Raw genomic sequence first — 12,740 nt, forward strand, 5'->3', positions numbered from 1 at the left:
TGCGATTTACCGCCAGCACTCTTATTCTCATTCTCAACGTCATCGTGGTGATTATTCTGCCGCGAGGGGGGCGAGCAGGCGGAAAATCGTAACGAACAACACGCACGCAAATCAGCCCCCGCAGCCACTAGGCTCGGGGGCTTTTTTTTAAACACGTTTTAAACCAGAAACCATCAAGCATGTCGCAACCACGGAACAGGGAGAGCAGCGATGACGGGAGCAGAGTTAGTCGTAGCCGCGCTGCATCAGCAGGGTATCACCACCATTTTTGGCTATCCGGGCGGAGCCATTATGCCGATCTACGACGCCTTATATGACGGCGGGGTCGAGCACATTTTATGTCGCCATGAACAAGGGGCCGCGATGGCCGCCATCGGCATGGCACGCGCCACGCAAGACGTCGCCGTGTGCATGGCCACTTCCGGACCGGGTGCCACCAACCTCGTCACCGGCCTTGCTGACGCCTTTCTGGATTCCGTCCCGCTGGTGGCGATCACCGGCCAGGTAGCCAGCTCCCATATCGGTACCGATGCCTTTCAGGAAATGGACGTGATCGGCATGTCACTGGCCTGTACCAAACACAGCTACTTAGTCACCGACATCCACGAACTGGCACCGACCTTGGCCGAAGCCTTTGTGGTCGCCAAAAGTGGCCGTCCGGGTCCGGTGATTGTCGATATCGCCAAAGATGTGCAGCTGGCCCAAGTGCCGGAAACCGATCGCATCGTCACGCCTATCACGCCACCGGCGATCCCAACCGTGACCGAGACACAAATCCGTGACGCCCAAGCCTTGCTGTCAGCCAGTCAGCGTCCGGTCTTGTATGTGGGCGGCGGCGTGCAACTGGCCCATGCCACCGACACCGTCCGTCAATTCCTGACCATGAACCCGATGCCTTCGGTCAGCACCCTGAAAGGGCTCGGCACCATTGCCCGCCACGATCCACACTATTTAGGCATGCTGGGCATGCACGGCACCAAAGCGGCCAACCTGATCGTGCAGGAATGTGACTTGTTGATCGTGGTCGGCGCCCGTTTTGATGACCGCGTGACCGGTAAACTCGACACCTTTGCGCCTCATGCCAAAGTCATCCATTTAGACATCGATGCAGCGGAGTTTAATAAGCTGCGTCATGCCCATGCGCCACTGCGCGGCGATATCAATGTCATCCTGCCGCAACTAGAACTCAGTCAGGATATCGCCGATTGGGTGCACTACAGCGAACAGTTGCGCCAGCAATTCAAATGGCGTTACGACCATCCGGGTGAGCTGATCTATGCGCCGCTGCTCATGAAGCAGTTGTCCGACATGATGCCGGACAGTGCGATGGTATCCACCGATGTAGGCCAGCACCAAATGTGGGCCGCTCAACACATCCAGCCCCGCGCGCCGCAAAACTACATCACCTCTGCGGGTCTGGGCACCATGGGCTTTGGCCTGCCGGCGGCCATGGGCGCCAAAGTGGCACGGCCGGATGACGAGTCCATTCTGATCTCCGGTGATGGCTCTTTCATGATGAATGTGCAAGAGCTGGCGACCCTGAAGCGCCGCCAGATCCCGGTCAAGATGGTCCTCATCAATAACCAGCGTTTGGGCATGGTGCGCCAGTGGCAGTCGCTGTTCTTTGATGGCCGCCACAGCGAAACCATCCTCGATGACAACCCGGATTTTGTCATGCTGGCCAAGGCTTTTGATATTCCGGGCCAGACCATCACCCGTAAAGAAGAAGTACAGCCAGCCTTAGAAACGATGCTGGCCAGCAAGACCCCGTATCTGCTGCATGTACTGATCGCCGAAGAAGACAATGTGTGGCCGCTGGTTCCGCCGGGCGCCGCCAACCAAGACATGCTGGAGAATACCTAATGGATAGATATTTACTCGACATCAAGGCTGATGATAAACCAGTATTACTAGAGCGGATCCTGCGCGTGATCCGTCACCGGGGTTTTGTGATCAAGCAAGTGACTGCGACCCAAAACCACGAGAGCAAAATCGCCAGTATCGAAATACTTGTCGACAGCGATCGTCCTATCACCACGCTGATAAACCAAATTGAGAAGCTTTGGGATATTCGCACTGTCGAAACCACGCTCGTTGAGCAGACTCGTTTTTAAGGAAGGAACAACAATGGCAAATACTGCGGATTATATTTGGTTTAACGGTGAGATGGTGCCTTGGGCTGAGGCCAACGTTCACGTCCTCACCCATGCAATGCATTACGGGACCTCGGTGTTTGAAGGGATCCGCTGCTACAACACCCCGAAAGGTCCGGCCGTTTTCCGCCACAAAGAGCACATGGATCGCCTGAAAAACTCCGCCAAGATTTATCGCTTTCCGATCCCTTACACCTCTGATGCCCTGATGGAGATCTGTCGCGAAACCCTGCGCGTCAACCAATTGGAATCAGCGTATATCCGTCCGTTGGCCTATGTCGGCAATGTGGGCTTAGGCGTGTGCCCGCCGGTCGGCACGGAAATGGAACTGATTATGGCGGCCTTCCCGTGGGGCTCGTACCTCGGTGAAGAAGCGCTGGAAAGCGGCGTGGATGCGATGATTTCCAGCTGGCACCGCGCTGCACCCAACACCATCCCGACCGCCGCCAAAGCCGGGGGTAACTATTTGTCATCATTACTGGTGGGCGGCGAAGCGCGCCGTCATGGTTATGCCGAAGGGATCGCCCTGAGCGTTGACGGTTATCTGTCTGAAGGTGCCGGCGAGAACCTGTTTGTGATCAGCAAAGGCATTCTCTATACCCCGCCAACCACCAGCGCCATTTTGCCGGGGATCACCCGCGACACCATCATGATATTGGCCAAAGAGCGCGGCTATGAAGTCCGTGAAGAAAACATCGCCCGTGAAGCCCTGTATCTGGCCGATGAAATCTTCATGACCGGCACCGCCGCTGAAATCGTGCCGGTACGCAGTGTGGATCAAATCACCGTGGGTGAAGGCAAGCGCGGCCCAATCACCCAAGTGTTGCAAGACGCCTATTTCGGCCTGTTCAACGGCACCACCGAGGATAAGTGGGGCTGGTTGGATTACGTTTACCCAACCGACAAGTAATGAATACTCGACAGCCCGCCACACCTATAACGGCGGGCCATGTCATACAGCAAAAGGATTGTAGTTATGCCTAAGTACCGCTCTGCCACCACCACCCACGGCCGTAACATGGCCGGTGCCCGCGCTCTGTGGCGTGCCACCGGCGTGAAAGATGAAGATTTCGGCAAGCCCATTATTGCCGTGGTGAACTCGTTCACCCAATTCGTTCCCGGCCATGTCCACCTCAAAGATCTCGGCCAACTGGTGGCGCGAGAGATTGAAGCGGCAGGCGGTATTGCTAAAGAATTCAACACCATTGCCGTGGATGACGGCATTGCCATGGGCCATGGCGGCATGCTCTATTCGCTGCCGTCCCGCGAGCTGATCGCGGACTCGGTCGAATACATGGTCAATGCCCACTGTGCCGATGCCATGGTGTGTATCTCCAACTGTGACAAAATCACCCCCGGAATGCTGATGGCTTCCTTGCGCCTCAATATTCCGGTGATCTTTGTCTCTGGCGGCCCGATGGAAGCAGGGAAAACCAAACTGTCGGATCAGATCCTTAAGCTGGATCTGGTCGATGCGATGATCCAAGGCGCCGATCCAACGGTTTCTGACGAACAAAGTGAGCAGATCGAACGCTCTGCCTGCCCAACCTGTGGATCCTGCTCCGGCATGTTCACCGCCAACTCCATGAACTGCTTAACTGAAGCACTTGGCCTTAGCCAGCCGGGTAACGGCTCGATGCTGGCCACCCACGCCGATCGTGAGCAGCTGTTCTTGAACGCCGGTCGTCGCATTGTCGAGCTGACCAAGCGCTACTATGAGCAGGACGATGCCAGTGTCTTGCCGCGTAATATCGCCAACAAGCAAGCCTTTGAAAATGCCATGGCGCTGGATATTGCCATGGGCGGCTCCACCAATACCGTCCTGCACCTGCTGGCGGCCGCACAGGAAGGGGAGGTCGATTTCACCATGACCGACATCGACCGCATGTCCCGTCAGGTGCCGCACCTGTGTAAAGTGGCCCCATCGACCCAGAAATATCACATGGAAGATGTCCACCGCGCGGGTGGGGTCTACGGCATTTTGGCCGAACTCGATCGCGCCGGCCTGTTCCACAACACCTGTTATAACGTGTTGGGCGAGCAGTTTGCCGACAGCTTCAAGCAGTACGACATCATGCAAACCGACTCTGACGCCATCAAAGATTTCTTCCGCGCGGGGCCGGCCGGGATCCGTACCACCCAAGCGTTCTCACAAAGCTGCCGCTGGGACACCCTCGATGATGACCGTGAAAACGGCTGTATCCGTCGCCAGGAACACGCCTTCAGCCAAGACGGCGGTCTGGCCGTGCTGTCCGGCAACATGGCGCTGGACGGCTGTATCGTTAAAACAGCGGGCGTCGATGCAAGCTGCCTGACCTTTACCGGCCCGGCCGTGGTATTTGAAAGCCAGGAAACGGCGGTAGAAGGCATTCTGGGGGGCAAAGTCAAAGCCGGTGATGTGGTGGTGATCCGCTATGAAGGACCCAAAGGCGGACCGGGCATGCAGGAAATGCTGTACCCAACCACCTACCTTAAATCGATGGGGCTGGGCAAAGAATGCGCCCTGATCACCGATGGTCGCTTCTCCGGCGGCACCAGTGGCCTGTCCATTGGCCACGTCTCACCGGAAGCGGCTAACGGCGGCACCATCGGCTTGATTGAAAACGGCGATACCATCGCGATTGATATCCCGAACCGCACCATTGATCTACAGGTCGATGAAGCGACCTTGGCTACCCGCCGTACTGCAGCCGATCAACGCGGCTGGAAACCGCTGGATCGCCAACGTCAGGTCTCGTTTGCCCTGCGCGCTTATGCCAACCTGGCCACCAGCGCCGACAAAGGGGCTGTGCGCGACAAATCGAAGTTGGAAGGATAAGCCATGATGAGTAACGCCCCCCAACCAACCACCGACTCTCAGACCGATACCGCCCCCGACGGGGCGGCCTATTTACGGGAGATTTTACGGGCTCCGGTGTATGAAGTAGCCCAAATCACCCCGTTGCAGCCCATGAAACGGCTGACGGCCCGCATGGGTAATCAGATCCAGCTCAAGCGCGAAGATCGCCAGCCGGTCCATTCGTTCAAACTGCGCGGCGCCTACAACATGATGGCCCAGCTAACCGAAGCACAACGCCAGGCCGGCGTCATTGCGGCGTCTGCCGGTAACCATGCCCAAGGGTTAGCCCTGTCGGGCCAGCAACTGGGCGTCAGCGCCACTATCGTTATGCCCCGCACCACGCCGGATATCAAAGTCGATGCGGTGCGCAGTTTTGGCGGCAAAGTGGTGTTGCACGGCAGCAACTTTGACGAAGCCAAAGGCCATGCCGAACAACTGGCTCATGAACATGGCTACACCTTTATTCCGCCGTTTGATCACCCGGCCGTGATCGCCGGTCAAGGCACCATCGGGGTCGAGTTGGTCCAGCAAAATGGCCACTTGGATTACATCTTTGTGCCGGTGGGCGGCGGTGGCTTGGCGGCGGGCGTGGCGGTGCTGATCAAGCAACTGATGCCTAATATCAAGGTGATCGGGGTCGAAGCGGAAGATTCGGCCTGTCTGCGCGCCGCACTGGATGCGGGCGAGCCGGTCACACTGGGGCAGGTCGGCATGTTTGCCGATGGCGTGGCGGTCAAACGCATTGGCGAAGAGACCTTCCGTCTGTGCCAGCAGTACTTGGACGATTCCATCACCGTCAGCAGTGATGAGATCTGTTCGGCGGTGAAAGACATTTTTGAAGATACCCGCGCGATTGCAGAGCCTTCCGGGGCGCTGTCGCTGGCCGGCCTGAAAAAGTATGTCGACCAACAACAGCTGCACGATAAACAGCTGGCAGCGATTTTGTCCGGTGCCAACCTCAACTTCCATGGTCTGCGCTATGTGTCGGAACGCTGTGAGTTGGGCGAGAAGCGAGAAGGGCTGCTGGCGGTGACCGTGCCGGAGCAACCGGGCGCCTTTCTTAATTTCTGCCACATCCTCGGCGGCCGGGCGGTCACCGAGTTCAACTACCGCTACAGCGATGCCCAACTGGCCAATGTGTTTGTCGGGGTGCGTTTGCTGCAAGGGCAGGAAGAATTAGACAGCATCATTGCCGATCTGCGTAAAGGCGGTTATCCGGTAGTGGATTTGTCTGATGATGAGATGGCCAAAGTGCATGTGCGTTACATGATTGGCGGCCGGCCGTCCAAACCGTTAAAGGAGCGGTTGTACAGTTTTGAGTTTCCGGAATACCCGGGCGCGCTGATCAAGTTCCTCAACACGCTGGGCACGCGCTGGAACATCAGCCTGTTTAACTACCGTAACCACGGCGCGGATTATGGCCGAGTGTTGTGTGGGTTTGAACTGGAAGAGGCCGATCTGTTGTCTTTCACCAGCCACCTGCGCGAGCTGGGCTACCGCTGGAAAGACGAGACCAATAACCCGGCCTACCGTTTCTTCCTCGCGCAATAAGCCATAGAAACAACAACGCCTCTCCCTGATACAACGATTTTTGTACCTGGGAGAGGCGTTGTCATGATCACAGCCAACACCGGGATCGCACGGGATAACGCAGGCGAGGAGGCTCACTGCTCCGTCATATAATGCACGCACGCCTGCAGCTGCATCACATGACTCTGTGCCAGCTGGCGACGCAGCGGCACCGGTAGCTGAGCATACAAGCGTGGCAATGCCTGTATGTCATCCTGCCATTCCCCCTGCGGTAACGGTGAGATCTGCTCGCCGATAAACCACGCGAACGGACGTTGCGTCAGGATGGCAATGCTAAGCAGGGTCGTCACCCGAGGCTCGGTTTTACCGGATTCCAGATCCAGATATGTCTGCCGGGCAATGTCTAACTGCTTGGCCATCGCGACTTGCGAGATCCCTTTTGCTTCGCGAGCCGCCTTGATCCGTTGCGCGATCTGCATTTTGATGGTGTCCATTTTGTACCCCTTGAACACGTGTACTGAGCCTGACTCCAGACAAAAACAGGCCGCACGTCATAATGACAAGTGACTCAGTATCGCTACAGATAAGGGCAGAAACGACCGATAATCCTGAAAAACGTGACCCGCAAAGACTCATGCCTGATTAACCAGACACCCGGTAAAACCACATGTCTAACATTCATAACACAGCGTGCTGATCTCTTAGGCACAATACACGCACTTATTTGTCACGCTGTGTCAGCGCCCGCGTGTATTCAGCCATAAAGCCAGCCAGATTAATGCTTTGCTGCAAAATCACATTGCGCGCGGAGTGGGGCAGGCGACTGAAATACTGCAGCAAGCGATCGATCTCTTCCTTGTATTCACTTTCCAAGATCTCAATGCCTTCATCGCCATACACAAACCAGGTCAGTGGCCGCTCAGTGATCTCCGAGATTTCAGACAGCACACGCACTTTCGGCTCGGTTTTGCCGGTTTCCAAGTCCAGGTAAGTCTGCCGGGCCACTTTCAGTTGCTGCGCCATATGGACCTGTGTCAGCCCTTTCCATTCCCGGGCTTCTTTAATGCGTGCCGCTATCTTCGCTTTCGGATCTGTCATGTCACACCTCCTGTTACCGCATAATGAATAATGCCTAACTTTCATTACTAGGATGCACAACATAAGCCAACTTGCCGCCAATCTATAAAACACTAACAAAACAGAACGTTAGCCATTAACGTCAACATGGCTGTTGTATAATGAGTTGCATATCGTCACGACTTACCCGCCCATTCCCATTTCGCAAAAAGCGCAGACAAGCCTGTCTAGAGAATAGTCGGCTCCCCGCACTCGCGGCATAAAAAAAGCACCCCGCAGGGTGCTTCTTCACGATATGAGACGGTTTATTCCACCGTCACCGCTTTGGCCAGGTTACGCGGCTGATCCACATCGGTCCCTTTGATCAGGGCAACATGGTAGGACAGCAACTGCATCGGCACGGTGTAGAAGATCGGGGCAATCACCTCATCCACTCGTGGCATGGTGATGATCTTCATGCCTTCGCACGCTTCAAAACCGGCTTCGCTATCAGCAAACACATACAGCAGGCCGCCACGGGCGCGCACTTCTTCAATGTTGGACTTCAGTTTTTCCAGCAAGTCATTGGTCGGGGCCACCACAATCACCGGCATGTCAGCATCAATCAGCGCCAACGGACCGTGTTTCAGCTCACCCGCCGCATACGCTTCGGCATGAATGTACGAAATCTCTTTCAGCTTCAGAGACGCTTCCACCGCAATCGGGTAGAACTCGCCACGGCCCAGGAACAAAGCATGGTGCTTATCGGCAAAGTCTTCGGCCAGTTGCTCAATCGGCTTGTCAAACGCCAGCGCTTTTTCGATTTGGGTCGGCAGGGCATGCAACGCATCCACGATCTGCTGCTCTTTGGCGCGATCAATGGTGCCTTTTTCTTTCCCCAAAGCGGTCACGAACATCAGCAAGGCCACCAGCTGAGTGGTGAAGGCTTTGGTGGAGGCCACACCAATTTCCGTGCCGGCACGGGTCATGAATGCCAGATCCGATTCACGCACCAAAGAAGAGCCTGCCACGTTACACACCGTCATCGCGGACATGTAGCCTTTCTCTTTGGCCAGACGCAACGCCGCTAACGTATCGGCGGTTTCACCGGATTGCGACAGGGTGATCAACAAACTGTTCGGACGGGTCACGAACGGGCGGTAACGGAACTCTGAGGCGATTTCCACATCACAGCTGACACCGGCCATGGCTTCAAACCAGTAACGTGCCACCATACCGGCATTGTACGACGTACCACACGCGACAATTTGCACGTGCTCAACGTTCTCCAGAATATCCTTCGCACCGCTGCCGATGCTTTCTACCACCACAGAGCCGTTGCTGATACGGCCTTCCATGGTGTTGATCAACGCGCTTGGCTGCTCATAGATTTCTTTTTGCATGTAGTGACGGTACTGACCTTTGTCAGCCGCATCCTGCTGCAGGTTCGATTCATGCACCTCACGCACGACCGCTTCACCGGTCGCATCAAACACATTCACTGAACGACGGGTAATTTCGGCCACGTCACCTTCTTCCAGGAACATGAAACGGCGAGTGACGTTCAACAGCGCCAGCTGATCAGAGGCGAGGAAGTTTTCTCCCACACCCAAGCCAATCACTAACGGGCTGCCAGAGCGGGCGACGACCACGCGTTCCGGGTCACGGCGATCCATGACCACAGTGCCGTATGCACCTTCCAGCTGCGCCACGGTTTTCTGCACGGCTTCCAGCAGGGTCGCGGAAGTGCGCAATTCCCACTCCACTAAGTGAGCAATCACTTCGGTATCGGTTTGTGAGGTGAAGGTGTAGCCTCGGCCCACCAGCAGATCACGCAGCACTTCATGGTTTTCAATAATGCCGTTGTGTACCAGCGCAATGTGTTCACCGGACATGTGGGGATGGGCGTTAGCTTCTGACGGCTCGCCGTGCGTCGCCCAACGGGTATGCGCAATACCGGTGCCGCCCACCAACGGGGAAGCGTCGACCGCGTCTGCCAGCTCTTGGACTTTGCCAAGACGACGGACACGCTGCAGATGGCCCTGTGGATCCACCACTGCCACACCGGCCGAGTCATAGCCTCGGTATTCCAAACGGCGTAAGCCTTCGATCAAAATCTCTGCCACATCACGCTGCGCTACCGCACCCACGATCCCACACATAGTTGTTCACTCCTAAATTATGCGTCTGTCGCGCAAATCACTTGCACGCCATGTTGTTCAATCTGTTGTTTCGCAACCATGTCCAACCCGTCATCGGTGATCAGGGTATTGATACTGTCCCACGGCAACTCCAGGTTCGGGATCTTACGTCCAACCTTGGTGGACTCCACCATCACCACAACCTCACGAGCGACCTCTGCCATAACGCGACTCAAACCGACCAGCTCATTAAAAGTTGTAGTCCCTCGATCGGTATCTATGCCATCAGCACCGATAAAAAGTTGATCGAAGTCATACGAGCGCAGTACCGATTCCGCCACCTGGCCCTGAAAGGCTTCGGAATGGGGATCCCAGGTACCGCCGGTCATCAGCAGGGTAGGCTCGTTTTCCAACTCATTGAGCGCATTGGCGATGTTCAATGAATTGGTCATCACCACCAGCCCGTGTTTGTCGCCCAGCAGGCTCAACAACGCGGCAGTGGTGCTGCCACTGTCAATGATGATGCGGTTATGGTCACGGATCCGGGCAGCGGCCGCTTTGGCGATCGCTAACTTACGAACCGAAACCTGTTCTTCCACTTCACTGACCATTTCAGTCGGGATCGCCACCGCGCCACCGTAGCGGCGCAGCAACAGGCCATTTTTTTCAAGTGCAGCCAGATCTTTACGGATGGTCACCTCGGAGGTCGCAAAGTGTTTGGCCAGTGAATCCACACTGACTTCGCCCTGCTCATTGACCATCGCCAGGATCGAATGGCGACGTTGTTGGGTATTTCTCTTGGACATGTAATTACGAACTGATAGCTATAAGTTTCGATATGAAAGTTATGTTAGCAGAGCAAAACTTTTGCGATCAAGCCCGCACAATTAATTTTTTAGACGAAAGAAGAGGTTAGCCAGAAAGTGGCAAGAAAGGAGGGAGACTCGGCACTCGGAAAATGGTTCGCCAGAAACAACAAAGGCAAGGGTTGCCCCTTGCCTTGAGATGTTGCGGTCAGTCAGAATTACTTCTGCTTCACCGGACGTTTCCAGCCTTTGATGGTACGGGCTGGTGCGCGAGTGATCACTAACTCGCCTTCACCGATATCACGGTTAATCGTCGCGCCCGCACCAATAGTGGCGCCTTTGGCCACGTTCACCGGCGCGATCAATTGGGTATCAGAGCCGACAAACACGTCATCACCGATCACGGTCTTGAACTTATTGGCACCGTCGTAGTTACAGGTGATGGTACCGGCACCGATGTTCACGCGCGCGCCAATTTCCGCATCACCCAGGTACGTCAGGTGGTTGGCTTTAGAGCCTTGGCCCAAACGCGCCTGTTTCACTTCCACGAAGTTACCCACGTGCGCATCGTTCAACAGCTCAGCGCCAGGACGCAAGCGGCTGAATGGCCCCACCGTACAGTCTTCACCCACGGTCGCCCCTTCAATCACGCTGTAAGGACGCACAATAGTATTGTCATCGATTTCACAGTCTTTCAGTACACAACCGGCACCAATCACCACGTTGTTACCCAGCGACACGCTGCCTTCGATGATCACGTTCACGTCAATCTCAACGTCGGTACCGCACTGCAGCTCACCGCGTAAATCAAAACGTGCCGGATCACGCAGCATCACGCCTTGTTCCAACAGACGCTCAGCCTGCATGGCCTGGAAAGCACGCTCCAGCTTCGCCAGCTGAATACGGTTGTTTACGCCTTCCACTTCAATCGCACGCACCGGGTGCACCGCTTCCACCGCACGACCTTCGTTGTGCGCGATTTCAATGATGTCGGTCAGGTAGTATTCGCCCTGCGCGTTGTCGTTTTTCAGCGACGACAACCAGCGTTTCAAATCGCCACCATTGGCCACCATCACACCGGTGTTGATTTCTTTGATCAGCTTCTGCTCTTCGCTGGCATCTTTTTGCTCCACAATCGCCACCACCGGGCCATTGCGACGCACGATACGGCCGTAGCCCGTTGGATCGTCCAGGACCACGGTCAGCAGGGCAATACCGCCCGCCGGTTGCGCATCCAACAGGTTTTCCAGCGTTTCTGCGCTGATCAGCGGCACATCACCGTACAGGATCAGGACTTTCTCATCGTCAGCCAGCGCTGGACACGCTTGATTCACCGCATGACCGGTACCCAGCTGCTCTGCCTGCAACACCCACTGTACCGGCTCATCCGCCAGTACCGCTTGCATTTGATCGCCACCGTGGCCATAAACCAGGTGTACGTTGTTGGCACCGAGACCGACACAGGTATCAATCACGTGTTTTGCCATCGGCTTACCGGCCAAGGTGTGTAATACCTTTGGCAGATTAGAGTACATGCGGGTTCCCTTACCCGCCGCCAAGATCACAGCACTGAAGCTCATAATCACCTATTCCTCTTGGTGCATATTTAAAGTCATCACTTTCCGCATTGTATCGACTTGCAGCAAGTGGGTTAAGAAAAAACGTTGTTTTTTTCTTATCTCAGCAAGAGTATGCCACTTTCGCATATTCGCTACTATGACATGCTTTTCATCTCAAAAAAAGCGGATAAAAAAAGCGACCCGAGGGTCGCTTTTTTACATCGTCTGCCGAATTAGCGGGCTTTTTTAGTCAGCTCGATAACACGAAGCTGAGCAATGGCCTTCGCCAGATCACTGGCTGCCTGGGCAAAGTCGATATCACCGTGCTGATTGTGGATTCGCTCCTCAGCCTGGCGTTTTGCTTCTTCCGCTTTCGCCGCATCCAGATCCTGACCACGAATCGCCGTGTCAGCCAGTACGGTCACCGCACTTGGCTGCACTTCCAGCATGCCGCCGGAAAGGTAAATCACCTCTTCGTCGCCATTCTGTTTCACGATGCGGACCATGCCCGGCGTGATAGCGGTCAGCAGCGGGGTGTGACCTGCGTGAATACCCAGTTCACCTTCGCTACCGGTCACCTGAATGTTTGCCGCACGACCAGAGAACAGACTTTTCTCTGCGCTAACAACGTCCAGATGGAAGGTTATCGCTGCCAT

At 55.6% G+C, this 12,740-nt stretch carries 11 protein-coding genes; 5 read left to right on the forward strand and 6 right to left on the reverse strand.

The genetic code is table 11. The features are described 5' to 3' along the window. Positions 1–210: 210 nt before the first annotated feature. The 5 genes from ilvG (at position 211) to ilvA (ending at position 6,543) form a co-directional block, all read left to right on the forward strand. Positions 211–1,863 (forward strand): acetolactate synthase 2 catalytic subunit, encoded by a 1,653-nt coding sequence (gene ilvG / locus ABT58_RS01185; RefSeq protein ID WP_047872538.1) that lies wholly within the window; start codon positions 211–213, stop codon positions 1,861–1,863. Further along, positions 1,863–2,114: an acetolactate synthase 2 small subunit gene (gene ilvM / locus ABT58_RS01190; RefSeq protein WP_047872539.1), complete on the forward strand. Its 252-nt coding sequence runs from the start codon at positions 1,863–1,865 to the stop codon at positions 2,112–2,114. Before ilvG ends, ilvM begins: the two co-directional genes overlap by 1 nt. Positions 2,115–2,127: 13 nt before the next feature. After that, positions 2,128–3,063, forward strand: coding sequence for a branched-chain-amino-acid transaminase (ilvE, locus tag ABT58_RS01195; protein ID WP_047872540.1), 936 nt, complete (start codon positions 2,128–2,130; stop codon positions 3,061–3,063). A gap of 66 nt (positions 3,064–3,129) precedes the next feature. Beyond that, positions 3,130–4,971, forward strand: a complete 1,842-nt coding sequence (ilvD, locus tag ABT58_RS01200) for a dihydroxy-acid dehydratase (protein WP_047872541.1) — start codon at positions 3,130–3,132, stop codon at positions 4,969–4,971. Positions 4,972–4,977: 6 nt separating this feature from the next. Further along, positions 4,978–6,543: a threonine ammonia-lyase, biosynthetic gene (ilvA, locus tag ABT58_RS01205; RefSeq protein ID WP_047872584.1), complete on the forward strand. Its 1,566-nt coding sequence runs from the start codon at positions 4,978–4,980 to the stop codon at positions 6,541–6,543. Positions 6,544–6,656: 113 nt separating this feature from the next. On the opposite strand, the gene ABT58_RS01210 is transcribed toward ilvA, so the two are convergent. The 6 genes from ABT58_RS01210 to ABT58_RS01235 form a co-directional block, all read right to left on the reverse strand. Then, on the reverse strand, positions 6,657–7,016 hold the full coding sequence (locus ABT58_RS01210) for a helix-turn-helix domain-containing protein (protein WP_047872542.1): 360 nt from the start codon (positions 7,014–7,016) through the stop codon (positions 6,657–6,659). 226 nt (positions 7,017–7,242) lie between these two features. After that, on the reverse strand, positions 7,243–7,620 hold the full coding sequence (locus ABT58_RS01215) for a helix-turn-helix transcriptional regulator (protein WP_047872543.1): 378 nt from the start codon (positions 7,618–7,620) through the stop codon (positions 7,243–7,245). 284 nt (positions 7,621–7,904) lie between these two features. Further along, positions 7,905–9,740: a glutamine--fructose-6-phosphate transaminase (isomerizing) gene (glmS, locus tag ABT58_RS01220; protein WP_047872544.1), complete on the reverse strand. Its 1,836-nt coding sequence runs from the start codon at positions 9,738–9,740 to the stop codon at positions 7,905–7,907. Positions 9,741–9,757: 17 nt separating this feature from the next. Beyond that, entirely contained in the window at positions 9,758–10,525 is a 768-nt protein-coding gene (locus tag ABT58_RS01225; RefSeq protein WP_047872545.1) for a DeoR/GlpR family DNA-binding transcription regulator, read from the reverse strand. Positions 10,526–10,743: 218 nt separating this feature from the next. Next, a complete protein-coding gene (gene glmU, locus ABT58_RS01230) occupies positions 10,744–12,105 on the reverse strand; it encodes a bifunctional UDP-N-acetylglucosamine diphosphorylase/glucosamine-1-phosphate N-acetyltransferase GlmU (RefSeq protein WP_047872546.1) in 1,362 nt (453 codons plus the stop codon). Between the two features lie 212 nt (positions 12,106–12,317). After that, positions 12,318–12,740: a F0F1 ATP synthase subunit epsilon gene (locus ABT58_RS01235; RefSeq protein ID WP_047872547.1), complete on the reverse strand. Its 423-nt coding sequence runs from the start codon at positions 12,738–12,740 to the stop codon at positions 12,318–12,320.

This window comes from Photobacterium aphoticum (assembly GCF_001029435.1).
GTDB lineage: Bacteria > Pseudomonadota > Gammaproteobacteria > Enterobacterales > Vibrionaceae > Photobacterium > Photobacterium aphoticum.